This is a genomic window from Rubrivirga marina (assembly GCF_002283365.1).
GTDB lineage: Bacteria > Bacteroidota > Rhodothermia > Rhodothermales > Rubricoccaceae > Rubrivirga > Rubrivirga marina.
Genome location: NZ_MQWD01000001.1, coordinates 2,027,767 through 2,051,979, shown reverse-complemented (window position 1 = coordinate 2,051,979; position 24,213 = coordinate 2,027,767). Strand labels below are relative to the sequence as shown.

The following is a 24,213-nucleotide window of genomic DNA, read 5'->3' as shown; positions in this document are numbered from 1 at the left end:
GCACCGAGGCGGACGATGAGGGCGTGCGGGGTCGAGACGAGACGGGCGGGAATGGAGAGGGCAGTCACGGTGCCAGGGGGCGTGGTGTGCTCCGAACCTTTGCACGCGCCGTGCCAGCGCGGGCACGACTGACAGACTGCCCGCCACCTTGGGAGTCTGTCTGACAGTCACCCATACCCGGTCTAAGGGATGCTCCGATGGAGACTGCCGAGTCGTCTCCCCACTGGGGGATTCACCGATGACGATTCGTCGCGCCCACGCCCTGCGCCCGCAGCACGTACTTGCCGACGAGGTCGAACTCCAGGTTGACGCGCTCGCCCTTGCGCCACTGGCCGGCCGTCGTCTTGTCCCACGTGTGCGGGATGATCGCGAGGGCGAACGTGCCCTCCGGCTCGTCGAGGCGGGCGACGGTCAGCGAGATGCCGTCGACGCAGATGCTCCCGCGCGGGATGAGATACGCCGCATCGGCGTCCGGGTAGCGGATCCGGACGAGGTGCGAGTCGGCCAGCGCCTCGACCGAGTCGACGGTCCCGGTCGCGTCGACGTGGCCCTGGACGAGGTGGCCGTCGAGCCGCGCGCCCAACACCATCGCGCGTTCCAGGTTGACGCCATCGCCGGCCTCGCGGTCGCCGAGGGCGGTCTTGGACAGCGTCTCCTCGACGGCGACGGCCTCGAACGCATCGCCGTCCTGCGCCACGACGGTCAGGCACACGCCGTCGACCGCCACGCTCTCGTCAACGCGGAGCGCGTCGGCGAACGAACAGGCGATGCGGAGGCGGCGCCCGCCTCGGAGCGGGGTGACGTCGGCGAGCGTGCCGACCTCTTCGATGATGCCGGTGAACATGGAATCTGGAGCGTGCGAGGAGTCCCTACACCGAAGGCGCGAGACGAGTGCCCAACCTCGGCCGTCGTCTCACGCCCCGTCCGTGCCTGGGCCGTTCGCCTACTCGAGGTGGTGGTAGTCGAGCTCGTGGTCCTCGGCCAACGCCTGACGCACGTTCGGCGTCGGCTCGGAGGCAGGGACCGTGTCGAGCACCATCCGCCCGTCGGCCCCCTTCCGCACGCGAAGGTTCCTGCGCCACCCCTCGACCTCGTCGGGGAAGTCGGAACGGTAGTGGGCCCCGCGCGACTCGGTCCGCTCGAGGGCGCTCCTGAGGATGGCCTCGCAGGTCGTGAGCATGAAGCCGAGGGTGACGGCCCGCTCGAACCGCTCGCTCGTCCACTCCGCCCGGACGTCGAGGTCTTCGGCATCGCGGCGGAGGGCCTGGAGCTTGGCGAGGCCCTCGATGAGCCCGTCCTCATCGCGGATGATGCCCGCGTGGTCCCACATGACCACCCGGAGCCGGTCGATAATCTGCTCCGGCGTGTGGGTCCCGGACCGGGCGGAGAGCGCGCGGAGCCGGGAGAGGGCCGCGTCGACGCGCTCGGCCGGGAGGTCGTCCGCCTCGGGGAGCGCCGCCGCGAGGTGGGCCCCCACGATCTGCCCGAACACGACGGTCTCGGCGAGGGAGTTGCCGCCGAGACGGTTGGCTCCGTGGACGCCCGCGACGCTCTCGCCGGCCGCGAACAGACCGGGCACCGCCGTTTCGCAGGTTTCGAAGTCGGGGACTTCGACGCCCCCCATCGCGTAGTGGGCCGTCGGGGCCACCTCCATCGGCTCGCGAGTGATGTCCACCCCGACCGCCGCGAACTCGGCGACCATCCGCGGCAGCCGTTCCCGGACGTAGTCGGGATCGCGGTGCGAGATGTCGAGCCAGACGCCCCCGTTGGGCGTGTCCCGACCGGCCTGGATCTCGGCGTAGTTGGCGCGGGCCACGACGTCGCGCGCGTCGAGCTCCATCTGCTTCGGCGAGTACCGGCTCATAAACCGCTCGCCCTCGGCGTTGATCAGCCGCCCCCCCTCACCCTGGACGGCTTCGGTCACGAGGTGCCCCCGCTCGTCCTCCGGCCACAGCTTGCCCGTGGGGTGGAACTGAACGAACTCCATGTCGCGGAGCGCGGCGCCGGCCGCGTAGGCCAGCGCCTGAGCGTCGCCCGTGTTCTCGTCTGGCCGGGAGCTCGACCGGACGTACACCGACGTGTGGCCACCGGCCGCGAGCACGACCGCCCGCGCGTGGAAGACGAGCGGGTCGCCGGTGTCCATGTCGTAGCCGACCGCGCCGACGGCCCGCCCCTCGTCCGTCGTCAGGATCTCGGTGACGAACGTGTTCTGCCGGTAGGGGATGCCGAGCCGCTTGGCTTGGGCGACGAGGGCCTCCAAAATGGCCCGTCCGGTCACGTCCCCCTTAAAACAGGTCCGACGGAACGACTGGGCCCCGAAGTACCGCTGGTTGATCTGGCCGTCGTCGGTCCTCGAAAAGTCGGCGCCCCAGCGGTCGAGTTCACGGACGCGCTCGGGGGCGTGGCGCGCGAGCAGTTCGACGGCCCGAGCGTCATTGACGTGGTGGCCCTCGTTGAGGGTGTCAGCGGCGTGGATGTCCCAGCGGTCGTCCGGGTCGAGGCTGCCGAGCGCGGCGTTGATGCCGCCGGCGGCCCAGACCGTGTGGGCGTCGCCGTGCTTTCGCTTGCCGAGGACGAGGACGTCGCGGCCCGCCTCGGCGAGCTCGATGGCTACGCGGAGGCCGGCGGCACCGGCGCCGATCACGAGGACGTCAGAACGGATGGGGGCGGGTCGCATGGGAGAATCGGGTGGTTTCATTATTTTCTGAAACCTGTGACTTCATCCAATGATGCCTCCCTCGAGCGGCTCCGCACTGTCTTCACCCCCGGCCTCTCCGAGCCCACGGGAGCAGGACGACCGGTCGGATCAAACGGCCGCGCGGAGCGCCCCTCGGAAGAGAACGTCATGTCCGACCGTCTCCCACGTCGCCTCTACGAACGCGAGCGCGTCGGCCATCTTACGGAGCCGGAGGTCGGCGACGGCGGGCGTCCCCTCCCCCACGATCTTCGGCGCGACGAACCACAGGACGCGGTCGACGAGGTCCTGCGCGAGGAGGGCCGTCGCCAGGCCGGGCCCGGCCTCGACGAGCAGGGACTGGGTGGGCCGGACGCCCTCCGGCATCCCCTCCCCCGCCCCGAGGCGGTCGAGGAGCGCGCCGAGGTCGAGGTGGCGGTCGTGCGTGGGCACGCGCAGCACGGCCCCGCCCGCCTCGGCGAGCGCGTCGGCGTAGGCGGGCGCCGCGCCGTCGGCGACGACCGCGAGGGTCGGCGCGGCGCCGTCGGTGAACAGCCCGAGGCCCGGCGGCAGCGCGCCGGCCCGGTCGAGGACGACGCGGAGCGGCTGCGTCTGTCCCCTCTTCAGCGGCGCGTCGCGGACGGTGAGCGCGGGGTCGTCGGCACGGGCGGTGCCGGAGCCGACGAGGACGGCGTCCATCTCCGCCCGCCAGCGGTGGACGAGGGCACGGGCATCGGGGCCCGTGACCCAGTGGCTGTCGCCCGTCCGCGTGGCGACGCGCCCGTCGAGCGTCGCCGCCGTCTTGAGAGCGACGAGCGGGCGGCCCGTGTGGACGTGCGTCCGGAAGGCCTCGTTGAGCCGCCGCGCCTCGTGCCCGCGCACGCCGACGGTCACCTCGACGCCGTTCTCGCGGAGCCGCTGGATCCCGCGCCCGGCGACCTCCGGGAACGGGTCCTCCTGGGCCACGACGACGCGCGGGATGTGCTTGTCGAGGACGAGGTCGGCGCAGGGCGGCGTCTTGCCGTGGTGGCTGCACGGCTCCAACGTGACGACGAGCGTCGCCTCCCGGAGCCGGCCCCCAAGGCCGTGCCGCTCGGCGTCGCGGACGGCCCAGACCTCGGCATGCGGCCCGCCGTAGCGCCCGTGCCACCCCTCGCCCCACGTCTCGCCGTCCGGCCCCAGCAGCACGGCGCCGACGAGCGGGTTCGGGCTGACGGCGCCCGCGCCGCGCGTCGCCAGCGCGAGCGCTCGGTCCATGGCTTCGGTTGGGGTCATGGGAACGGGGAATCAGGGAACCTCAGACGGTACGCGCCAGGGGCGCGCGGCGCAGCCGAGGGCGCTCTGCCAGTTCCCCTTTCCCCGGTGCCTAGTTCCCGTCGAGCGCAGCGAGCGTCACACCTCCTCCACCCAGTCCGGCAGGGCGTCCAGCGCCCACTGCTCGAAGTAGAACGTGTGCTCGCCGCGCGCGCGGCGGTACGGGGCGACCAGCCGGCGAGCGGACGCCGCCGGGTGCTGGCGGAAGGCGGCGACGAGCGGGTCGCGGAGCGGGGCCGGCGCGAAGAGGCTCCAGTCGGTCCCGTCGAAGGCCGGCTCCGGGAAGAAGGCGGCGGCGCCCGCGTCGAGGACCGCCCGGAGCGCCGGCAGCCGGTCGCGGCGGCTGGCCCCGACCGCGGCCGCCTCGGCGAGCGCGTCGAGGGGGGCGGGACCGACGGCGAGTGCGAGGACGTCGGCGCGGCGAAGCGCGGCGGCAGCCTCCGCGACAAGGAGGCCGCGGCCCGACCCATCCGCCTCGATGGCCGACCAGGCGCGATCGGCGGCCCACGACAGGAGCGGCCGGACCCAGGCCTCGGCGTCGTCGAGCGCCGTCAGGCCGACGCGGCGGGGCGGGCCGAGGTGCGTGCCGGCGAGGTAGGCCCGCGCGTACGGCGCGTCGAGGCCGGCGAGGAACGCCTCGAGCGACGGTGCCGCCTCCACCGACCGGCGACGCGCGTCCGCGTCGGCGTCCGGCACGAGCGCCTCCAGCCCGATGGGCTCTTCGGTGAAGACCTTGACCACGTCCACCCCCGCAGAATCGCCGGTCGCGCTCCCGCGTTCCCTTGGGGTCACCGCGCGTGCCGATGAAAGCCGTCACCTCGGCCCTCACCTGGGTCACGATCACCCTCCTCGTCCTCGTCCTCCTGCCGACGCTCCTCGTCGTCCGGCTGTTCGACCGGACGCCGGCCCGCGTCTACACCGGGCGGACGTTCCGCGTCATGGGCAGTTGGGTCACGAAGCTCAACCCCGCCTGGCACGTCGACGTCGGGCCGGTCGACACGGCCGCGCTCCATCCGCCGTATGTCGTGGTCAGCAACCACCAGTCGCAGGCCGACATCCCGGTGATCTCGCTGCTCCCGTGGGAGATGAAGTGGGTCGCCAAGAAGGAGCTGTTCGACCTCCCGGTGATGGGCTGGTTGATGAAGCTCGCCGGCGACATCGCGGTCGACCGGAAGGACCCGCAGAGCCGCTCGACCGTCCTCGCCCGAGCCACGCGCGTGCTCCGGCGCGGCACGTCGGTCATGTTCTTCCCCGAGGGGACGCGGTCGCGCGACGGCCGGGTCAAGGGCTTCCACGACGGCGCCTTCCGCCTCGCGATCGAGGCCGGCGTGCCCGTCCTCCCCGTCGCCATCGACGGGACGATGAATGCGCTTCCGAAGCACGGCTGGCAGTTCTCCCGCGCCGACGTCCGCCTCGCCGTCCTCCGGCCCGTCCCCACCGAGGGCCTCGCGCCCAACGACGTGGATGCCCTCCGCGACCACGTCCGCCAGCGGATCGTAGAGCAGGTCGCCACGTGGCGCGGGACGCCGCCCGAGGCCGCCGACGCGCTCGCGCTCGCTCCGGCCCGCGCGGTCTCCGAGGCGGGCGAAGACGGGGCGAAGAGCGGCGCCCACACCGGCCGGGCCACGCGGACCGCTTGATCTGCCCAGGCCGGGCTCCCTATTTTGGGCCCCTGTCTCCGCTGCGGCGGACGATTGCCCGATAGCTCAATTGGCAGAGCGCCAGTTTCTGGATCTGGAGGTTCAAGGTTCGATTCCTTGTCGGGCAGCACCCACACGACGACGCCCCCGACGGTTCACTCCGTCGGGGGCGTCTCTGTTTGAGGGCGGGGCCTCGGGCTAAGGCCCCTCCCGCTGGCGACGCGAGCCGCCAGCGGGAGCGACCGAGCCGTTAGCGGACGACGGCGGCCTGGCGCGTCGCGACCCGCCCGCCGGCCTCGACCCGGACGAGGTACACCCCCGCCGCGAGGCGACGTCGGACGTGTACGAGGTCCGGGTCCGGACGTCGACCTCGGCGCCCGTCGCGAGGTCGACGAGCGCGACGGGGAGCCCGGCCGGGAGGGCCGAGGGGTCCCACGGGAGCGTCATCGTCCGCTCGGCCCCGCCCCGGTGCCATCCGGAGCGGAGCCGCGCAGCGGCGGAGGGAAGGATCTCGTGACGGCCAGATGCGCCCGCTACCGGCCCGAGGCGGGCCGCCCTACCTACGACCGACCACTCTTCCGCCCCACCGACCCCATGCCCACGAAACGTGTCCTCGTCTCCGACGAAGCCAAGGAGGTCATCGACCAGCTCCGCGAGAGCCACGGCCCGCTCATGTCCCACCAATCCGGCGGTTGCTGCGACGGCTCCAGCCCGATGTGCTACGCCGACGGCGACCTCAAGCTGGGCCGCTCCGACGTCAAGATCGGCGAGATCTACGGCGTCCCGTTCTACATCGAGCGGAAGCAGTTCGGGTGCTGGAAGCACACGCAGCTCACGGTCGACGTGAAGCCCCGGCGCAGGTCGAGCTTCTCGATCGAGATCCCGCTCGGCGTCCGGTTCATCGTCGACTCGCGCCTCTACACCGAAGAGGAAGAGGCCGACCTCGAGCCCGTCGAGCGCGTCGACGCCTGAGACGGTCCGTCCCGCCTCGGGCCCCTGGCGGACGGCGCTACAGCCCGCCCGTCACCACGAGCACGTCGTAGAGCGCGTGCGTCCACGCCGCGAGCGCGAACCCGCGGAGCAGGAACACGCCGTTGAGCGCCAGCCCGAACAGGAACCGGAACGTGAACACCCGCAGCGTGAACGGGTCGCCATAGGCGCCGATGTGGTGGACGGCGCTGAAGATGAGCGCGCCCACGACCGCCGCGATGACGTACGCCCGCGTCCGGTCCGGAACCACCTTCTGGAGCCCCCAGAACATCCCGCCGACCAGGATCACGCGGAACACGAGCTCCTCGTAGAGCCCGGCGCCGATGCTGAGGGCCAGTTGGAGCCCGAGCCCGAGGCGGGCCATCTGGGCGAGCGCGAGGTCCGGCCAGAGCCACGCGCCGAAGAGCAGCCCCACGGCCCCGCCGACCACGAACGCCAGCACGACGGCGTACCCGAACGACTCCGCGATCAGCAGCCCGAAGTACTTCGGGACGAGCGGTGGCCGCCGCTCCCGGTCGCGCCACACGACGACGGCCCCGATCAGCAGCACCACGACGCCGACGGCCGCCCAGCCGACGCCGCCGAGCGCGGCCAGGAGCGTCTTCAGCCAGACGTCGGCCCCGACCCGGATCTGGCCCGGGCCGGAGTTCGCCAGCAGCACGCCGACCTCGTAGAGCACGAAGAGCGGGAGCGCGGCGAGGAAGCCGTACGTCGCCGTCCGCGTGGCGTCGAAGTAGCCGGTCGGACGGAGGGGAGCGGGCGACGGCGAGGCGAGGCGGTCCACCTCGGCCGTGAGTTGGGCGACGCGGTCGGCGGGAGTCGGCATGGGACAGGCAGATGCTCCGTCCCCTACGCGCCCCCCGCCGGCCGGGATGCGCCGGAGGGCTTACAGGCCCTCATCCATGCCGTCGTCGCCATCCATGTCGTCCTCCATCGGGGCGGCCTCATCGGCGACCGGGAGGAGCACGGCGTCGAGGACGTGGACGACACCGTTCGACGCCGCGACATCTGCCTCGATGACCATCGCGTCGTCGACCATGAGCTCGCCGTCGTCCGACAGGCTGAACGTCAGGGCCTCGTCGCTCCAGGCCGAGGGGGCGGTCCCGGCCGCGGCGGCCTGCTCACCCGTGACCTCACCGAGGACGACGTGGCGGAGCAGGACGTTCTGGAGGTCTTCCGGCGTGAGGGCCGCCAGGGTGCCCTCGGGGAGCGCGGCGAACGCCTCATCGGTCGGGGCGAAGACGGTGTACGGGCCGGGCTCGGCGAGCGTCTCCGTCAGCCCGGCCGTCTCGACGGCGCTGAGAAGGATGGTGAAGCGGCCGTCGGCCTGGAGGACATCGGCGATGGTCGGGGCGGCCTCGCCGGTGGCCTCGGCAGGCGGCGCGTCCTGGGCGGCGGCGGTGGGGAGGAGAAGAGCGGCGAGGGCCGCGAAGAAGAGCGTGCGCATGGGGAAAGGAGTGGTGGGACGCCAAGGTCCCCCTCTCCTCCCCCCAGTCCTTGAGGAACCGCCGCCGAACGTGTGAGGCTCTCCCGAGGGCGCGAGCGCCGCGCAGCATCATCCGACCCTCAGCCGGGCGGCACACGGCGCCGGACCGCGCCTACGTTGCGGCCCGTGACGAGGGCTACGGCAGGCGCCGCAGCTCGACCTGCCGGGCCGCGTTCGGGTCGAGCTGGAGGGCCGTCGCCGCTGCCGCCGAGAGCTCCACGAGGTACGACCGGCTCACCGGCCCGCGGTCGGTAACGCGGACGAACGTGCTCCGCCCACTCGACGGGTTCGTCACCAGGAGGACCGTGCCGAACGGGAGGTCGCGGTGGCTGACCGTGAAGCCGAGCGGGTCGTAGGCCTCGCCGCTTTCGGTCGGCCGGCCGCTCATGACGTCGGGGTAGACGAGGGCGAGGCCCTCCTCGTCGGCCGGCAGCATCTCGGTGCGCGCCGCGACGGCCGGGTTGACCGGCGTGGGCAGGCGGAGGGCCATGCCGGGCTCGAGCGGGGCCGTCGAGAGCGCGTTGATCCGGGCCAGCGCGTCGACCTCGAGGCCGAGGTCGTAGGCGATGGAGTAGAGCGTCTCGCCGGGCTCGACGAAGTGGACGAGGTCGGCCGGGAGCGTGGTGTCGGTGATGGACCACTCGCGCGCCGGCCCGAGGGCCACCGGCGCGCCGCCCGAGGCGGGCCGGGCCGCCCCGCCGCGCCCGACGACGAGTCGCTGCCCGACCTCGATCTTGTCGCCGTCGATCCCGTTGAGCCGGCGGAGCTCGTCGACCGTCGTGTCGTAGCGGAGGGCGATGCGGAAGAGCGTCTCGCCCGCCTCGACGACGTGGACGGCCGACCCGGACGTGGCCGGCCCCCGCGGCGCGGGGGCGTCGGGCGTCGCTACCGGCGGGCGGGCCGGCGTGACCGGGACCGCGGGCGTCGGGCGGTCCGGGATCCGCTCGCGCACGACGTCGGCCGGCGGCGCCGGCGGCGGCGTCTGGCGCGGCACCGGGACGCGGTCCGTCAGCCGGAGCGTCTGGCCGACCGAGATGTAGGTCCCGTCGATGTCGTTGAGCGCGCGGAGCTCGTCGACCGAGAGCCCGTGGGCACGGGAGATCCGGTAGAGCGTGTCGCCGGGCTGGACGACGTAGGTCGTGGCCTGCTGGGCGAGCGCCACGAGCGGGAGGAGCGCGGCGAGGAGGGCGAGGCGGCGGATCATGCGGGGTCCGGGGGGTCGTCGCTAGTCGTCGAAGCCGAGGCCGTCGGCCTCGAGGAGGGCGCTCTGGAGCTCGGCGCGGGCGTGGGCGTCGCCGGCCTCGGTGGCCGCGCGGACGCCGTCGTGGTAGGTCGCGAGCGCGTCGTCGTCGCGCCCCAGGGCCCGGTACAACGCGCCGAGGTGGTAATACGTCCCCACGTAGTCGGGACGGTCGCGGACGAGCCCCTCGTAGTAGGCCAGGGCCTCGTCGGTCTCCCCGCGTTTGGCGTGCTCCTGGGCGAGCGCGAACCGCGTGAACGGGTCGTCGGGGTCATCCTTGAGAAACGCCTGGAGGGTCGCGATGCGGTCCATGGACGGAAGATAGCCGGCGAGCGAAGCGGCGAAGGCTGCCGCTGACGTCGAGGCCCCGCCAGCCGGCCCGGCCCCCTCCGCCCGTTCCCATTCCCTCGCTCCCCATTCCCGGGAGCGAAGCGATCCCTCTACCAGCTCCCGCCCGCGCCGCCGCCGCCACCGAAGCCACCGCCGAAGCCGCCAAAGCCGCCCCCGCCGAAGCCACCTCCACCGCCGAAACCGCCGCCGCCGAAGCCGCCACCGCCGCCCCAGCCGCCGGGGATCACGATGACGCCCGGCCCGCTCCGCCGACGCCGCCGGCCGCCGCCTGAGCTCGGCGGGCTCTTGTGCCGCGACGACAGGACGACGAGGATCACGAACAGGACGAAGAGACAACACAGCACCGACCCGATCGCGCCGTCGCCGCCTCCGCCGGGGCCTCTGGCCGAGGGCGGCTCGAACTGGCCCGTGAGCGCCGCCATGATGGCGTCCGTCGCCCCGTCGATGCCGGCGTAGAACGCGCCCTCGCGGAACCGTGGGAGGACGATGGACCGGATGATCGTCCCGGCCGTGGCGTCCGTCAGCGCGCCCTCGGCGCCGTAGCCCGTCGCGATGAACACCTCGCGGTCGTTCTTCGCCACCAGCAACACGACGCCGTCGTTGACGTCGGCCCGTCCGACGCCCCACTCGCGGAGGATCTCCGTGGCGTAGTCGACCGGCGCCACGCCGTCGGTCGTGGGCACGAGCACGACGGCGACCTGCGAGCCCGTCGAGTCGGAGAAGGCGACGAGCTTCCGCTCGAGCGCCGACGCCTCGCCGGGCCCGAGCGTCCCTGTGAAGTCGTTGACGAGCCGCGGCGGGCTCGGCCGCGCGGGAATGTCGTAGCGCGATTCGTAGGGCTGCCCCCCCTGGGCCGCCGCGCTGGCAGCGGTCGCCAGGAGGGCGAGGACGACGACGAAGCGGGAGAGGACGGGCACGGGCGCCTCGGGACCGAGGCCGGGGGAGTCAGCGGGACGGCGAGCCGATCAGTCGAACGTGATCTCCGGGGCCTGCTCGGTGCCGGCCGCGGCCTCGAACTGTTCGCGACGGTCGACGCCGGCGAACCCGGCGACGATGTTGGCCGGGAACGTCCGGATCCGGGCGTTGAGGTCGGTCGCGGCCTGGTTGTAGTCGCGGCGGGCCGTGGCGATCCGGTTCTCGTTGCCCTCAATCTGGTCCTGAAGCCGGAGGAAGCCCTCGTTGGCCTGGAGCGTCGGGTACGACTCGGAGACGGCGAGCAGGCGGCCCAGCGACGAGCCGAGGGCAGACTGTGCGGCCTGGTACTGGGCGAGGGCCTCCGGATCGTCGAGGTCGTCGGCCGAGATCTGGATGCTCGTGGCGCGGCTCCGCGCCTCGATCACGTTCTGGAGCGTCTCGCTCTCGAAGTCGGCCTGGCCCTGGACCGTCGAGACGACCTGCTGGACGAGGTCGGCCCGCCGCTGGTACTGGTTCTCGACCTCGGACCAGGCGCCGGTCACCTGCTCATCTTGGGTCCGGAGGCTGTTGAAGGTGCCGCACCCCGCGCAGCCGGCGAAGCCGACGAGCAGGACGAGGACGAGGAGGACGATGGCGCCGGTGCTTCGCATGGGGAGAGGGCCAGGGTGGGTCGGGTGGAGGGCTATCATACGTTGCCCCCCACGAAAGGATGCCCGCCGCCGCCCGATGGACCTGATGCCTTCCCTCGACGCCGTACACGTCGTCGGCGACCGCGTGCTCGTCCGGCCGAGCGACGACGCTGACCGGTCGTCGGGCGGGCTGTACCTCCCGGCCGGCGTGACGTCGAAGGAGACGGTCCAGACGGGCCGCGTCGTCCGCGTCGGGCCCGGCCACGCCGTCCCGAACCCGGACTACTCGGCCTCGGAGGCATGGACGGGCGAGGACTCGCCGGTCCGGTACCTCCCGCTCCAGGCCCGCGTGGGCGACCTCGCGCTGTTCCTGCGGAAGGAGGCCGTGGAGGTCGAGTACGACGGGCAGAGCTACCTCATCGTCCCCCACGGGGCGATCCTCGCGCTCGTCCGCCCCAAGCACCCAGAGGACGAGGGGTACCACTAGGTCGGCCTCGGCGCCGAGGCCGACAGGGGCAGTGGGGAGCCGACCGGGCCGGATGGCGTACGTTCCGGCCTGACCGACTACCGCGACCGCATCACCATCGAGCCCGGGAAGCGCGGCGGGAAGCCGTGCCTCCGCGGTCTCCGCGTCACGGTCTACGACGTACTGGAGTACCTCGGCTCGGGGATGTCACAGGAGGAAGTGCTGGAGGACTTCCCAGACTTGGAGCGAGAGGACCTGTTGGCTGCGCTCCAGTTCGCAGCAGATCGAGAGAGGCGCTCAGTGGCTGCCTGAGAAGAAACGAACAAGGCAACACCACTAAACGCGTCGCAACCCCTCTCTACGCTGCTCAATGCGACAGTCCTGGAACACCTTCCAGTTGACTGTTGTCCGGGGATGAATCACCTTCTAACCCATTGCACATACTTAGCATCGGTTGCTCCCCTTCGACCACAACCTCTCTCGCCTCCTCGTTGCTCGCCTGAGCGACGTCTTCCCAGGAGCAGAGAGCACCGCAAGCGCCGGGCTGGCGGACTCCCCGGATGCGGACGTATGGACGTATGAAGAGGGCCGAGACTTGGTCATCGTCACGAAGGACTCTGACTTTAACGATCTCGCGGTTCTCCACGGGCCGCCACCCCACGTCGTCTGGATCCAGCGCGGCAACTGCTCGGCGGTGGAGATTGAGGGGTTGCTCCGCGACCATGCCGATACGATCCGCGGCGTAGCCGGCTCGCAGACGGCCGTGCTCGTTCTGAGGTAGCCGGCCGCGGCGCCGAGGCGGGGGGAGCCGCTCAGTCTGGCCGGCTCCGCCGCGCGATCTCGACGTCCCGTGCGACCTCGTCGCGGACGAGCGCCCAGTGGAACAGGTTGTCGGGGTTGGCCTCGAAGCCGCCGTGGTTGTAGTGCGTCAGCGGCATGTCGCGGTACAGGGGCCGCGTGATGGCGACGACCTCGTCCCAGTGCGACAGCGCCCGTTCGAGGTGGTCGATCGCCGCCGCGTGGTCGGCCTCGGCGCCGTCGAGGCGGTAGGTCTGGAGCGCGACGGCGCCGCGGAGCTTCTCGGCGAGGTGGAGCCCGAGGTGCGCCCACGTCTGGACGTCCGCCACCTCGTACCGGAGCGACGCGTCGCCGCTCGTATCGACGCCGTCCACGAGGCGGAGGGCCTCCCGGCCGTCCCGCTCCAGCATGTCCGCCAGGATCGGCGGCGTCACACGGTCGGCGCCGAACGAGCCGCCGCTCTGCATCGTGGCGACGAACTCCCCGACCGACACGTAGTCGGGGTCCATCGTCGGCTGCTCGATCAGGCGGTCGACGGAGATGTAGCGCGTCGAGTCGCCCTGAAGGGCGAGGAACCCCTCGCTGTAGAGCGTGAAGTCCCACATGGCGTCGTACAGCGACGCGAGGCGGAGCTGCGTCGACGAGGCGAGCGAGAGCGCATTGAGGAGGTTGGCACCCGCCTCGCCGTAGCGCCGGTCGAACTCGGCCTGGAACACGGCGTCGGGCGTCGCGGGGTCGTAGAGGAGCCGCCCCCACAGCTTGTAGAACAGCCACTGCCGCTCGAACGCCCACCGCCAGTCGACCGGCTCGTCGAGCGCCGTGAAGTAGTCGAGCGCGGGGATGTAGGTCTCCGAGCCCACGAAGTAGCCGCCGACGTACGCCGCCTCGCCGTTGCGCGCGACGTGCTCGCGGATGAACGACGGCACGCCCCAGCGGAGGGCGAAAAAGTCCTCGTTCCGCATCTGCCAGACGATCCGGTAGTTGGTCGGGAGCGGGTCGAAGTAGGTGTCGCCGAGCTCGCCTCCGTGGACCTTCACCAGCTCGGGGGTCGAGTGGGCGTGGGACCAGTTGAACTTCATCTCGACCCAGATCGGCCCGTCGAACCGGTCCTCCAGTCGCTCCATCGCCGCGCGCGTGACCTCCTCGACGTCCCCGCTCACGCCGGGGTCGGACGACGTGCCCGACGAAAACGGGACGCGGTGGATAAGCTTGACCGGCCGGTCGGCCTCGAGCATCCCCGCGATGAGGACGTCATCCATCCACCGCTGGCGCTCGAGCGGCGTCATCCCGGCCATCCCCTCGCCGTGCGAGATGCCGACGCCGTCGAGGTCGGGGTACGCCTCCAGCACCTGCCGGACGCTCTCGCGGAGGTAGCGGCGGACGATCTCCGTCGTGTCGCCCGGCACGTAGTAGTGCGGGTAAAAGTTGGTCTCCGCCACGTCATGGGCCTCGGCGAAGGCCTCGCTCACGAAGATGCTCCAGTGGACGATGTAGGTGTCGAGCGCCCGCTCCTTCGCGAGGCGGAAGATCTCGCGGTACAACGCCTCCCACTCGGCCTGCTCCGCCTCGGACCACGGGCTGGCCTCCGGAAAGTTCGTCGGCCGCACCATGAACGTGTACGGGTGGAGGTTCCACAGGCTCACGACGTTGAACCGGTTCTCGACCATCATGTCGAGGAACGCCTCCCAGTAGGCCGGGTCACGCGCCGTCTCCGTGTGCTGCGTGAGCGCCGACGACGGCCGGTACGTCTCCCACGGCAGGTTGAACTTGATCCCGCGGAACTCCAGCGCCGGGCTCTCCTCGACGGCCTCGACCTCCGCCAGCGGCGTCCCGTTGCCGATCGCCTCCGCCAGCGCGAGGGCCCCGTAGATCATCCCCCGCGCGTCGCCGCCGACGACGGAGATCATCCGCCCCTCGGGCACGATCTGGAACGCCTCCGCGCCCAGCCGCTCCGAGTGGATCACGAGACTGACGAGGTGATCGTAATCGGTCCGGTCGGCGAGGACCTCGTACCCTTGCTCGGCGAGCGCCTCAACCAGCCGGCCCTCGGCGTACGCTGCCTGCGGGCTCTCGTCGGAGGGGAAGAAGGCGACGCGCTGCGCCCACGCAGGAGCGGCGAGGGCCAGGAGAAGGAGGATCGAGAGGCGCAGAGCGACGGGGGAAGTAGGGGCGGCGCCCAAGGTCGTGCCCGCCCGGACGGCCGGCAACCCGGCCCGCCTCGGCGCCGAGGCGGAGGGAGCTAGCGGAGCCGGGCGGCCAGGGCCTCGGCCGGGTGGAGCGCCCGCCGGCCCGTCGTGTGCTCGATCTGCTCGCGGCAGCTCGTCCCGGCCGCGACCACGACGGCCCCGGGCGCCGCGCGGACGGCCGGCGCCAGCCGGTCCTCGGCGATCGCCAGCGACACGCCGTAGTGCTCGGCCTCGTAGCCGAACGAGCCGGCCACGCCGCAGCAGCCCGCGCCGGACTCCTTCACGCTGAAACCGGAGGCCCCGAGGCACGCGTGGCTGGCCGACATCGTCGACAGCGCCTTCTGGTGGCAGTGGCCGTGGACCAGCGCGTCGGCCGGGGCGTCCTGCCAGTCGATCGCGTCCAGGCGGTCGGCGTGGGCCTCGCACCACTCCTCGAACGTCACGGCCGCCGCGGCGACGGCGCGGGCGTCCTCGGTCTGCACGAGCCGCGGGACCTCGTCGCGGAGCGTCAGGATGCACGACGGCTCCAGCCCGACGATCGCGACACCGTCGCGGGCCAGCGGCGCGTACGCCTCGACGAGTTGGCGCGCGAGCCGCTCGGCGTGCGGGACGAACCCCTTCGAGAGGTACGTCCGCCCGCAGCAGCGGTACGGCGGGACCTCGACGCGCGCTCCAGCCGCCGCCAGCACCCGCAGCGCCGCGCGCGGGATCGACGGCTCCTGAAAGCGCCCGAACGTGTCGACGTAGAGCGCCACGCGCGGCCCGCCGGGAGGGGCCGCCTCGGCGCCGAGGCGGGCGGCCTCCGAATCCTTGAACGGGTTTGTGGCGAACGGGGGGAGGCCACGCTCGGTCGCGATGCCGAGCGCCGCGAGCCGGCCGCGCACCAGCCCGCTCCGGTTGACGCGGTTGGCCACGAGCGCGAGGGGGCCGGCGATCCGCCTCGACACGACCGGGATGTGGGCGAAGAGGCGCGCCCGCACCGACGGCGTCTCCTCCTTGTACTTCTGCTCCAGCCACGCCGTCTTGAGCGCCGCCATGTCGACCGACGCCGGGCACTCGGCCTTGCAGGCCTTGCACGAGACGCAGAGGTCGAGGGCCTCCCCCACCTCGGGGCTCGTGAGCGACGGGAGGCCGCCCGAGAGCGCCTCGCGGAGCGCGTTCGCCCGGCCACGCGTCGAGTCCTTCTCCTCGCGCGTCGCCATGAACGGCGGGCACATCGTGCCGACGTCGGTCTTGCGGCAGACGCCCTGCCCGTTGCACGCCTCGACGGCCTCGGCGAACCCGACGTCGCGGCCGGCCGTGTCGGGGAACGAGAGCGCCGTCGCGACCGAACGCGGGTGGTAGTCGGGCCCCATCCGGAGCGCCTCCGTGAGCGGCGGCACCTCCACGATCTTGCCGGGGTTCAGGCGGCCGGTGGGGTCGAACGCCCGCTTCGTCGCCTGGTACGCCGCGTAGAGCGCCGGCGTGTAGAAGGCCTCGGCGAGCGCCCCGCGCGCCCGGCCGTCGCCGTGCTCCGACGCGATGACGCCGCCGTACTTCTTGGCGAGCCGCGCCGACGCCCGCGCCACGCGGTCCATCTTCTCGACCTCGGCTCGCTGGCGCAGGTCGAAGAACGGGCGGACGTGGAGGCAGCCGGCGCTCGCGTGCGCGTAGACGACCGCCTCGACGTCGTCCTGGGCCATCGCTTCTTCGAGCTCGCGGATGTAAGCCGGGAGGTGCTCGACCGGGACGGCCGCGTCCTCGATGATCGCCGCGGCCTGGACCGGAAGCCGCGCGCTCATCGCCAGCCCGAGGCCCACTTTCCGGACGGCGTACACGTCGGCCATCCGGGCCTCCTCCACCAGCTCGGTGATGACGGCGCCCGCCCCCAGGTGCCGCCCGAGGCGGGCGAGGCCGTCCTCGCACTCGGCCAGCGACGCCCCGCTGTACTCGACGATCAGGAGCGCCGCCGGGATCTCGCCGTGCGGCCCGCGCTGGACGAAGTGGAGCTTCGGCGCGTACTCGGTCACGTCGTACGCCCGCTCGAGGGCGATCCGGTCGAACATCTCGACGGCCGTCGGCCCCGTTTCGAGGATGCCCTCGACGGCCTCGAGGGCGCCCATCCGCGTGTCGAAGTGGACCACGCCGAGCGCCGCGTGCGCCGGCCGCTCGACGAGCCCGAGCGTGATCTCGGTCGCCACGCCGAGCGTGCCCTCGGAGCCGGCCAGGAGGTGGGCGAGGTTGCGGGTGCCGTCCCACGGGCGCCCCGGCCCGCGGTCGACCTCCGGGGCCTCCAGCATCCGCTCCAGACGGTAGCCGCCGGCGCGGCGCCACCAGCGCGGCGTGTCGGTCCGGATGGCGTGCTCGTGGACCTTCAACAGCGCCTCGACGCGGCGGTACACCTCGCCCTCAGTCCCGCCGGCCGTCGTCTTGCCAATCCACGCGGCGGCGTCGAGCGCCCCGAACGTGGCCGGCGTCCCGTCGTGAAGGAGGACGCGCGCCGACTCGGTCCAGTCGACGACGGCGCCGTACTGGATGGAGTGCGTCCCGGTCGCGTTCGTGCCGAGCATCCCGCCGAGCGTGGCCCGGTTCGAGGACGCCGGGTCGGGCCCGAACGTGAGCCCGTGCGGCCGGAGCGCGCGGTTCAGGTCGTCGAGGACGACGCCCGGCTGGACCGTCGCCGTCCGCGCCTCGGCGTCGACGTGGACGATGTCGCGGAGGTGATTCGTGGTGTCGACCACGAGGCCGCCGGATACGGCCGAGCCGGCGAGGCTCGACCCGGACCCGCGCGCGACGATCGGGACACCGTAGCGTCCGGCCTCTTCGAGGGCCGCCTGGATGTCGTCCGCGTGCTTCGGGATGAGGACGCCCAGCGGGGGCTCGCGGTAGAGCGACGCGTCGGTGGCGTAGAGGGCCTTGGAGAGCGCGTCGAGGCGGAGGGCGCCGGCGATCCGTGGGCGGACGGCGGCGGCGAACTCGTCAAGGCGGGCCGATTCGATCTGCATGCCGCATGGTACCCCGCGCGAACGGCGGCGGCTCCGCGCTTTCGGCACCGGGCAGACCCCGGGTCACGATTCCGTGACTTGTCCACCCACCGTTTGTCCTCGTATCTCTGCCCTCATCCGCCACCCGACCCGCGACGCGACCGACAGAGGCTACCCCTTCTCACCCACCCGCCTCTCTATGCGGTCCCTCCGCCTCTGCACGCTCGCCCTCGTCCTCGCCGTCGCCGGCTGCGACACGTCCGAACCTGTCGACCCGCCCTCCGAGGCGCCTGTCCTCACGCTGGCGGTCGGGACGGAGTGGACGCTCGCCCGGACGTACACCGTCCGGTACGATGACGCTGGAATGCCCTCCGATACGACGTTCGTCGGCCCGGGAGGTCTCCCAGAGCACATCGCCACCCTAACTGTGTCGCGGGATACGCTCATCGACGGGGAGACTTGGTTTCAGATCAAATCGACGCCCATCTCGTTCACTCACTGCGTGTTCGGAGAGGGAATATGGTTTACGAACCGAGAGGACGGTCTCTACCGATGGGGTGGGACGGTGTTCGAGCCGGAGCTCGCCTATGGGACTGGGCTAACCCCCAGCGACGTGTTCTTCGACACGGACGCTGTCGAAGCCCGCTACGTCGGCAACGGGCCCGTTCAACTGACATCAGGCGCGACCACGACGGCACGTGAGTACAGTCGTCTCTGGAAGCGATTCGAGCTCAACCACCAAGTTAGAGGTCCCATCTCGCCTCAAGCGGCGACCTACGACGCTCTCTCCTCCGAGCTCGGCCCAATCGCTCTCGAAATCCTCTACGTGTCGTATTCAGACGAGGCAGAAGACGAATTCCAGCCGCGGGTCGTGGCTCACTATGAGCAGGTGCCGGAGCCGGCCACCGTGGAGGCGCGCGCCTCGGTGATGGTGTCGGACGAGGGGATCGCGGTCCGCTGAGGGGCCCCTCCCCTCATTCGGGGAGGCGGAGGGGAGGCGGGTCGGCTAGACTCCCGTCCCCCCTCCGCCTCCGCTCATGACCCGTTGCTTCGCCCTGGCCGCGCTCGCGGCCGTCCTGCTGGCCGCGCCCGCCCACGCCCAGCTCACCTTCACCTTCGACGACCTCTACGGGATCACCGCGTCCGGCGAGACGGTCACGACGCGGTCGTTCGGGACCGACACCAACGACGACGTCCCTGCCGACGACCGCGCGGAGATCGACGCGCTCATCGCGCTCCGCGGCGCGAACCAGACGTGGGACTTCACGACCATCGCGTACCCGAACGAGGACGTCGTCAGTCAGACGTTCTACTCGGGTGGCGACGTCACGGGGCTCCCGGGCGCCTCGAACTTCCCGGCCGCCACCTGGGCCGCGCTCAACGACACGACGGCCGTCGAGGGCGAGGACACCGCCGGCTACGTCTACGCCGACGTCACCGGCGACCAGTTCGTGACACAGGGGATCTACGTCCCGGCTCAGAGCGGCGACCCCGAGATCGTCATCACCTATGAGCCCGACGGGCTCCAGCAGCTCACGTTCCCGCTCACCTTCGGGACCGTCACCGAGGACCAGACCACGCAGACGTTCCAGGGCTTCACCATCGTCACCGACTACCGGAGCGAGGTCGTCGGCTACGGGACGCTCATCACGCCGGCCGGGTCGTTCCCGACGCTCATGATTGAGTACCAGGTGACGGTCACAGTCGCCGGGTTCGGAACAACGACCACGACCTACGCCTGGGCGACGGCCTCAGGCAACGGCGCGGCGGCCAACAACTTCCAGGTCCCGACCGGAGGACGTGTGTACTACGCCTCGTACTTCACGCGGGGCGATGGGACGTCCAACAGCGCGCCCCAGGTCAGCGGGACCGTCGAGGCCGACGCCGTCGCGGGCATGACGACGACGATCGACGTGCTCGCCAACGTGACCGACGCCGACGGCGACGACCTCACGATCACGGCCGTCTCCGACCCGGCCCACGGCGACGCCGAGGTGGGCGACGACGGCTCGGGCCGGCGCCTCGCCCCCGTCGTCCTCTACACGGCCGACGACGGCTACGTCGGAGAGGACTCGTTCACGTTCACGGTCTCCGACGGGACAGCCGAGGCGACGGGCTCCGTGACCGTCACGGTCACCGACGGGACGTCCGTCGAGGGCGGCCCCGAGGCGCTGGTGCTCGCCGTCGCCCCGAACCCGTCGAGCGGCGCCGCGCGCGTCCTCCTGTCGAGCCCGCGCGCCGACGTAGCGACCGTGACCGTGTGGGACGCCGTGGGCCGCGAGGTCGCGCGGCTCCATGACGGCCCGCTGTCAGCGGGCGCCCACAGCTTCCGACTCGACGGCGGCGCGCTCGCGCCGGGCGTCTACCTCGCGCGCGTCGCCCTCGGCGAGACCGTCACGACGGCCCGCCTGACGATCACGCGCTGAATCACCGCCGGCGGCGGCCACCGCCGGCGACACGTGGGACGGCCGAGCGGCCTCCGGCACCGCGCCGGAGGCCGTTTTTTGACGTGCCCCCGCCCGCCTCGGAAGACGACCGGCGGGGGCGATGGGTTAGCGGACGACGGTGAACGGCCGCGCGACGGTCGTCCCGGCCGCGCTCAGGCGCGCGACGTACGCCCCGGCCGGGAGGCCCGACACGTCGACGCGGACGGCGTGGTCGCCGGCGGGGAGCGCCCGGTCGAGCACGCGGGCGACCTCGCGGCCGAGCACGTCGTAGACCACGAGCGTGGCCCGGCCGGCCTCGGCCAGCGACACGGTCGCCTCGGCCGCCGAGGCCGACGGGTTCGGGACGAGCGCACCCAACGCCAGCCGACCTTCCGGGTCCTCCCCGACCGCGACGTCGTTCCGAAGTACCTCGCGGATGCTGACGAGGAGGATCTGGTAGCCCGCGTCCGGGTCGGTCGACGAGAACTGCCCGACGACGCCGGTCACGCGCGATGGGTCGCCGAGGAAGTCGGTCCCCTCGATCTCCGTGTCCTCGGCGTTCGGGACGCGGACGGTCACGGCGTTCGAGTCGTCAGTCGGGTCGGAGACCTGGTACGTCGTGGCCGCCTCGAACTGGGTCGGCGGGTCGGCGAAGGTCACGTCGGTGACGAGGACGAGTTCGCCCTCGTAGGCCTCCCCGTTCGTCGCCAGTTCCTGGAGCGTGACCTCCTGCGGCTCGGGCACCGGCGGGTAGGCGATGGGCTCGAACGACTCGAGGTCGGCGTTGTTGATCTGGAGGAGCCCGTTGAACTCGGAGAGCGTGCCGGTCACCCGGAGCGTCGCGCCCGGCCGGACCGTGTTGTCGGCCACGGCGTCGAAGAAGTCGCCGGAGGTCTGTCGGATCGTGAGGCCGCCCGTCTCGTCCTGGAGGTAGGTGAAGGCGCCCTCGGACCGCGTGACGGTGCCCTCGAAGGTCACGGTCGCGCCACTGCCTTGCGCCCGCGCATCCGCGATCGGGATCGGCCCGACCGGCCCCGGGCGCACCACGACGGCGTCCGCCAGGAGGTAGATGTTGAACGGGTCTTGGAACAGGTCCGTCAGCCGTTCCCAGGCCCCGTTAAAGAACACAACAGTCTCCGGCGCCGGCGCGCTCAATTGGACAGTCGAGACGACGGACACGGTGTCCTGCGTCTGGGAGAGGTCGAATACAGCGAAGAACGTGTCCTCTGTCAGCGGGAGCGGCTCGTCGAACTCGAGGAAGGTCGTGAAGACCGTCGTCCCGTCCGGGCCCGTCTCCGGACCCACCAGATCGGCAGTGTCAAACGTCTGGACGTAGAGCGGATCGCCCTGTGGGCCGGAGTCGACCGTCCCGCTGTAGACCTGGAGGTCGATGGAGTCGCCAGGGTTCGAGACGTCGAAGAAGAGGGCCTCCAGCCCGACCAGCTCGTACTCCTCCCCGTCCGGGAGCGTGTACGCCGTACCGATCTGGTCGTAGAAGTTGTTGAGGCCCGTGATCCGCCCGTTGCCGTTCGTGAAGTCGTAGATCGTGATCTGCGCGCCGTCGGGGACATTTGTGAGGCGGAGCGTGTCGGCCGCCGTCCGGGCCTGGGCCCGCTCGCTGCGGATCGCGGGCCGGGCCGGCTCCGCCTCGGGGAGCACCTGCGCCAAGCCGAGGGGTGTGAGGGCGAGAACGAGGAGGAGCGTAGCGAAGCGTCGCATGGCGGCGGGCGTGGTGGGGCCGGGCGGCCGAGAAGGGAAAAGAGGGGCACGTTACCCCGATCTCGCGGTTCCGTCAGGGGACAACGGGGTCGCCGTTCTCCGACATCGAGACTCCACGTGGGCGCCCCAGCCCCGCCCGCCTCGGCGGCTCCCCTGAGCGAAGCCGATGGGCCGAGGCGGCGCGAGTCGGAACCCGGAGGTATCGTCTGGAGAACCCAGACGCCCGCCGCTGCCTACTGCCCGTGACCGACGACGCCCCCCGCCTCAAGAAAGAGCTCAAGCTGTTCGATGTGTACGCGATCTGCACGGGGGCCATGTTCAGCGCCGAGTTCTTCCTGCTCCCGGGCCTCGCCATGGCCTATGCCGGGCCGTCGGTGGTGTTGGCCTACTTCGTTTCCGGGCTCTTGGTGCTCCCGGCCATGTTCAGCCAGGCGGAGCTGGCCACGGCCATGCCGCGCGCAGGCGGCACGTACTACTTCATCGACCGGGCGCTCGGCCCGCTCGTCGGCACGGTCGGCGGGCTGGGCACGTGGTTGTCGCTCGTGTTCAAGAGCGCGTTCGCGCTGATCGGCGTGGGGGCCTACCTCGTCCTGTTCATGGACCTGCCCATCAAGCCGGTCGCCGTCGGCATGACGGTGGCCTTCACCGTGCTCAACATCTTCGGGGCGAAGGAGACGAGCGGCCTCCAGCGGTTCCTCGTCACGACGCTCGTGCTCGTGCTCACGGTGTTCGTGCTGCAGGGGGTCGTGGAGATCGTCTCCAGCGACGTGGGGGCCGTGGCTGAGGCGAAGTTCACGCCGTTCATGCCCTTCGGGGTGGGCAGTCTGTTCGCCACCATCGGCCTCGTCTTCGCCGCCTACGCCGGGCTCACGAAGGTGGCCAGCGTGGCCGAGGAGGTAGAGAACCCGGACCGCAACATCCCTCTGGGCATGATGCTCTCGCTGGGGACGGCCGTCCTCGTCTACACGGTGGGCGTCTACATCCTGGTGGCCGTGCTCGACCCGGTCGCTCTGATGGAGGACCTGACGCCGGTCGCCACCGCCGCCCGCGACATCCTGGACTGGATCCCCACGCCGGGCGGGCTGCCGGAGTCGACAGGCGTCCTCCTCATCACGATCGCGGCGCTGGCCGCCTTCGCCTCGACGGGCAACGCCGGCATCCTCTCCGCCTCCCGCTACCCGCTGGCGATGGCGCGCGACCGCCTCATCACCCGCCGCCTCGGGGCGATCGGCCGGTTCCACACGCCCGCGCCGGCCATCCTGGTGACGGGCGGCGCGATGGTCCTCTGCATCCTGCTGCTCGACGTCGAGGGCGTGGCGAAGCTGGCGAGCGCGTTCAACCTCCTCGTGTTCGGGCTGATCAACCTCGCGGTCATCGTCATGCGCGAGAGCCACATCCCGTCCTACGTCCCGGGGTTCCGGACGCCGCTCTACCCGTGGATGCAGATCGTGGGCATCCTCACGTCCGTCCTGCTGATCGTCCAGATGGGCGCGGTCGCGATCGGGTTCACCGGGGGCGTGTCCGTCCTCTGCGTCGTGTGGTACGTCTACTACGTCCGCCGCAACGTGGAGGTCGAGCGCGAGGGGGCCATCTACCACCTGTTCGCCCGGCTCGGGCAGCGGCGCTACGAGCCGCTCGACAGCGAGCTCCGGACGATCCTGAAAGAGAAGGGGCTCCGCGACGAGACGCCGTTCGAGCACCTCGTCACGCACGCGGAGGTGCTGGACCTGGACGAGCGGCGCGACTACGAGGACGTCGTCCGCGAGGCCTCGGGGCTCCTCGCCGCCGACGTGCCCCTGTCCGTCGACGACCTGTCGGAGGGATTCTTGGAGGGCGCCCGCTACGGCTCCACGCCGGTGTCCCAGGGCGCCGCCCTCCCCCACCAGCGGCTCCCAGGGCTCGCCGACCCGCGCCTCGTCATGGTCCGGTGCCGCCCCGGCCTGAGCATCCCCGTCGACACGACCGGCGACGAGCGGCCGGACGCCGACGCCCGCGTCCACGCGGTGTTCTTCCTCCTCAGCCCCGAGGAGCCGCCCGGCCGCCACCTCCGCACGCTCGCCAACATCGCCAGCCGGATCGACGAGGCGGACTTCATGGACCAGTGGCTCGCGGCCGAGAACGAGCAGGACCTCAAGGAGGTCCTCCTCCGCAACGACCGCTTCCTCGCCCTCCACCTCCGCCCGACCGACGCCACCGCCCCCCTCATCGGGCGGGCGCTCAAGGACCTCCGCCTGCCGACGGGCGTGCTGGTCGCGCTCATCCACCGGGACGGCCACAGCACCGTCCCCAGCGGCGGGACCGTGCTGGAGGCCGGCGACCGGATCACCTTCATCGGCGACACCCAGAGCATCGAGCGCGTCCACGCGCGCTACTCCAGCTAGCCCGCCTCGGCACCGAGGCGGACCCGCTCGCGAAC

Annotated in this window: 21 protein-coding genes and 1 tRNA gene; 9 read left to right on the top strand and 13 right to left on the bottom strand. The window is 71.9% G+C overall.

Annotated features, from left to right (window positions below):
• Positions 1-232 precede the first annotated feature (232 nt).
• The 4 genes from BSZ37_RS08420 to BSZ37_RS08405 form a co-directional block, all read right to left on the bottom strand.
• A complete protein-coding gene (locus BSZ37_RS08420; protein ID WP_095510125.1) occupies positions 233-844 on the bottom strand; it encodes a riboflavin synthase in 612 nt (203 codons plus the stop codon).
• Between the two features lie 99 nt (positions 845-943).
• On the bottom strand, positions 944-2,677 hold the full coding sequence (locus BSZ37_RS08415; protein ID WP_218830446.1) for an L-aspartate oxidase: 1,734 nt from the start codon (positions 2,675-2,677) through the stop codon (positions 944-946).
• Positions 2,678-2,806: 129 nt separating this feature from the next.
• Positions 2,807-3,949, bottom strand: coding sequence for a bifunctional diaminohydroxyphosphoribosylaminopyrimidine deaminase/5-amino-6-(5-phosphoribosylamino)uracil reductase RibD (gene ribD, locus BSZ37_RS08410; protein ID WP_218830445.1), 1,143 nt, complete (start codon positions 3,947-3,949; stop codon positions 2,807-2,809).
• Between the two features lie 117 nt (positions 3,950-4,066).
• Positions 4,067-4,729 (bottom strand): hypothetical protein, encoded by a 663-nt coding sequence (locus tag BSZ37_RS08405; RefSeq protein ID WP_143537600.1) that lies wholly within the window; start codon positions 4,727-4,729, stop codon positions 4,067-4,069.
• Positions 4,730-4,791: 62 nt separating this feature from the next.
• Here BSZ37_RS08405 and BSZ37_RS08400 point away from each other — a divergent pair, with 62 nt between their 5' ends.
• From BSZ37_RS08400 to BSZ37_RS08385, 3 genes are all read left to right on the top strand, one after another.
• A complete protein-coding gene (locus BSZ37_RS08400) occupies positions 4,792-5,628 on the top strand; it encodes a lysophospholipid acyltransferase family protein (RefSeq protein WP_095510121.1) in 837 nt (278 codons plus the stop codon).
• A gap of 55 nt (positions 5,629-5,683) precedes the next feature.
• Positions 5,684-5,756: transfer RNA gene (locus BSZ37_RS08395), tRNA-Gln, on the top strand.
• Positions 5,757-6,222: 466 nt separating this feature from the next.
• Entirely contained in the window at positions 6,223-6,600 is a 378-nt protein-coding gene (locus tag BSZ37_RS08385) for a DUF779 domain-containing protein (protein WP_095510119.1), read from the top strand.
• A gap of 37 nt (positions 6,601-6,637) precedes the next feature.
• On the opposite strand, the gene BSZ37_RS08380 is transcribed toward BSZ37_RS08385, so the two are convergent.
• The 6 genes from BSZ37_RS08380 to BSZ37_RS08355 form a co-directional block, all read right to left on the bottom strand.
• Positions 6,638-7,444 carry a CPBP family glutamic-type intramembrane protease gene (locus tag BSZ37_RS08380; RefSeq protein ID WP_095510118.1) on the bottom strand — a complete coding sequence of 269 codons (807 nt, stop codon included), beginning with the start codon at positions 7,442-7,444 and terminating at the stop codon, positions 6,638-6,640.
• Between the two features lie 60 nt (positions 7,445-7,504).
• On the bottom strand, positions 7,505-8,065 hold the full coding sequence (locus BSZ37_RS08375; RefSeq protein WP_095510117.1) for a fasciclin domain-containing protein: 561 nt from the start codon (positions 8,063-8,065) through the stop codon (positions 7,505-7,507).
• A 175-nt stretch (positions 8,066-8,240) separates the two neighbouring features.
• Complete coding sequence (locus BSZ37_RS08370; protein ID WP_095510116.1) at positions 8,241-9,308, bottom strand: LysM peptidoglycan-binding domain-containing protein; 1,068 nt, start codon at positions 9,306-9,308, stop codon at positions 8,241-8,243.
• Between the two features lie 21 nt (positions 9,309-9,329).
• Positions 9,330-9,656 carry a tetratricopeptide repeat protein gene (locus BSZ37_RS08365; RefSeq protein WP_095510115.1) on the bottom strand — a complete coding sequence of 109 codons (327 nt, stop codon included), beginning with the start codon at positions 9,654-9,656 and terminating at the stop codon, positions 9,330-9,332.
• A gap of 128 nt (positions 9,657-9,784) precedes the next feature.
• Positions 9,785-10,612 carry a TPM domain-containing protein gene (locus tag BSZ37_RS22635; RefSeq protein WP_179299531.1) on the bottom strand — a complete coding sequence of 276 codons (828 nt, stop codon included), beginning with the start codon at positions 10,610-10,612 and terminating at the stop codon, positions 9,785-9,787.
• Between the two features lie 48 nt (positions 10,613-10,660).
• Entirely contained in the window at positions 10,661-11,260 is a 600-nt protein-coding gene (locus BSZ37_RS08355) for a LemA family protein (protein ID WP_095510114.1), read from the bottom strand.
• 85 nt (positions 11,261-11,345) lie between these two features.
• Here BSZ37_RS08355 and BSZ37_RS08350 point away from each other — a divergent pair, with 85 nt between their 5' ends.
• The 3 genes from BSZ37_RS08350 (at position 11,346) to BSZ37_RS08340 (ending at position 12,486) form a co-directional block, all read left to right on the top strand.
• Positions 11,346-11,726 carry a co-chaperone GroES gene (locus BSZ37_RS08350; RefSeq protein WP_218830444.1) on the top strand — a complete coding sequence of 127 codons (381 nt, stop codon included), beginning with the start codon at positions 11,346-11,348 and terminating at the stop codon, positions 11,724-11,726.
• Positions 11,727-11,795: 69 nt separating this feature from the next.
• Positions 11,796-12,017: a DUF433 domain-containing protein gene (locus BSZ37_RS22630; RefSeq protein WP_095510112.1), complete on the top strand. Its 222-nt coding sequence runs from the start codon at positions 11,796-11,798 to the stop codon at positions 12,015-12,017.
• A 142-nt stretch (positions 12,018-12,159) separates the two neighbouring features.
• The gene (locus BSZ37_RS08340; protein WP_095510111.1) at positions 12,160-12,486 is read left to right on the top strand and encodes a DUF5615 family PIN-like protein; all 327 of its coding nucleotides are present in this window, start codon (positions 12,160-12,162) and stop codon (positions 12,484-12,486) included.
• A gap of 31 nt (positions 12,487-12,517) precedes the next feature.
• On the opposite strand, the gene BSZ37_RS08335 is transcribed toward BSZ37_RS08340, so the two are convergent.
• Together BSZ37_RS08335 and BSZ37_RS08330 are read right to left on the bottom strand one after the other, a co-directional pair.
• Positions 12,518-14,683 (bottom strand): hypothetical protein, encoded by a 2,166-nt coding sequence (locus tag BSZ37_RS08335; RefSeq protein WP_095512340.1) that lies wholly within the window; start codon positions 14,681-14,683, stop codon positions 12,518-12,520.
• Between the two features lie 59 nt (positions 14,684-14,742).
• Positions 14,743-17,673 carry an FAD-binding and (Fe-S)-binding domain-containing protein gene (locus BSZ37_RS08330; protein ID WP_095510110.1) on the bottom strand — a complete coding sequence of 977 codons (2,931 nt, stop codon included), beginning with the start codon at positions 17,671-17,673 and terminating at the stop codon, positions 14,743-14,745.
• A 178-nt stretch (positions 17,674-17,851) separates the two neighbouring features.
• Here BSZ37_RS08330 and BSZ37_RS08325 point away from each other — a divergent pair, with 178 nt between their 5' ends.
• Both BSZ37_RS08325 and BSZ37_RS08320 read left to right on the top strand, forming a co-directional pair.
• Positions 17,852-18,613, top strand: a complete 762-nt coding sequence (locus BSZ37_RS08325; protein WP_095510109.1) for a hypothetical protein — start codon at positions 17,852-17,854, stop codon at positions 18,611-18,613.
• A 76-nt stretch (positions 18,614-18,689) separates the two neighbouring features.
• Positions 18,690-20,078, top strand: coding sequence for an Ig-like domain-containing protein (locus BSZ37_RS08320; protein WP_095510108.1), 1,389 nt, complete (start codon positions 18,690-18,692; stop codon positions 20,076-20,078).
• Between the two features lie 126 nt (positions 20,079-20,204).
• Here the strand turns inward: BSZ37_RS08320 and BSZ37_RS08315 are convergent, their stop codons facing one another.
• Complete coding sequence (locus BSZ37_RS08315; RefSeq protein WP_095510107.1) at positions 20,205-21,797, bottom strand: T9SS type A sorting domain-containing protein; 1,593 nt, start codon at positions 21,795-21,797, stop codon at positions 20,205-20,207.
• Between the two features lie 242 nt (positions 21,798-22,039).
• On the opposite strand from BSZ37_RS08315, the gene BSZ37_RS08310 reads away from it, so the two are divergent.
• Complete coding sequence (locus tag BSZ37_RS08310) at positions 22,040-24,178, top strand: amino acid permease (RefSeq protein WP_218830443.1); 2,139 nt, start codon at positions 22,040-22,042, stop codon at positions 24,176-24,178.
• The last annotated feature ends 35 nt before the right edge of the window (positions 24,179-24,213 follow it).

Excerpts from the sequence above, each read along its gene's own strand:
- ribD (WP_218830445.1), bottom strand. The coding sequence starts at position 3,949 with ATGACCCCAACCGAAGCCATGGACCGAGCGCTCGCGCTGGCGACGCGC.
- BSZ37_RS08365 (WP_095510115.1), bottom strand. The coding sequence starts at position 9,656 with ATGGACCGCATCGCGACCCTCCAGGCGTTTCTCAAGGATGACCCCGAC.
- BSZ37_RS08370 (WP_095510116.1), bottom strand. The coding sequence starts at position 9,308 with ATGATCCGCCGCCTCGCCCTCCTCGCCGCGCTCCTCCCGCTCGTGGCG.
- BSZ37_RS08420 (WP_095510125.1), bottom strand. The coding sequence starts at position 844 with ATGTTCACCGGCATCATCGAAGAGGTCGGCACGCTCGCCGACGTCACC.
- BSZ37_RS08355 (WP_095510114.1), bottom strand. The coding sequence starts at position 11,260 with ATGCGAAGCACCGGCGCCATCGTCCTCCTCGTCCTCGTCCTGCTCGTC.
- BSZ37_RS08375 (WP_095510117.1), bottom strand. The coding sequence starts at position 8,065 with ATGCGCACGCTCTTCTTCGCGGCCCTCGCCGCTCTTCTCCTCCCCACC.
- BSZ37_RS08350 (WP_218830444.1), top strand. The coding sequence starts at position 11,346 with ATGCCTTCCCTCGACGCCGTACACGTCGTCGGCGACCGCGTGCTCGTC.
- BSZ37_RS08330 (WP_095510110.1), bottom strand. The coding sequence starts at position 17,673 with ATGCAGATCGAATCGGCCCGCCTTGACGAGTTCGCCGCCGCCGTCCGC.
- BSZ37_RS08380 (WP_095510118.1), bottom strand. The coding sequence starts at position 7,444 with ATGCCGACTCCCGCCGACCGCGTCGCCCAACTCACGGCCGAGGTGGAC.
- BSZ37_RS08325 (WP_095510109.1), top strand. The coding sequence starts at position 17,852 with ATGCGGTCCCTCCGCCTCTGCACGCTCGCCCTCGTCCTCGCCGTCGCC.
- BSZ37_RS08415 (WP_218830446.1), bottom strand. The coding sequence starts at position 2,677 with ATGCGACCCGCCCCCATCCGTTCTGACGTCCTCGTGATCGGCGCCGGT.
- BSZ37_RS08400 (WP_095510121.1), top strand. The coding sequence starts at position 4,792 with ATGAAAGCCGTCACCTCGGCCCTCACCTGGGTCACGATCACCCTCCTC.
- BSZ37_RS08385 (WP_095510119.1), top strand. The coding sequence starts at position 6,223 with ATGCCCACGAAACGTGTCCTCGTCTCCGACGAAGCCAAGGAGGTCATC.
- BSZ37_RS08315 (WP_095510107.1), bottom strand. The coding sequence starts at position 21,797 with ATGCGACGCTTCGCTACGCTCCTCCTCGTTCTCGCCCTCACACCCCTC.
- BSZ37_RS08320 (WP_095510108.1), top strand. The coding sequence starts at position 18,690 with ATGACCCGTTGCTTCGCCCTGGCCGCGCTCGCGGCCGTCCTGCTGGCC.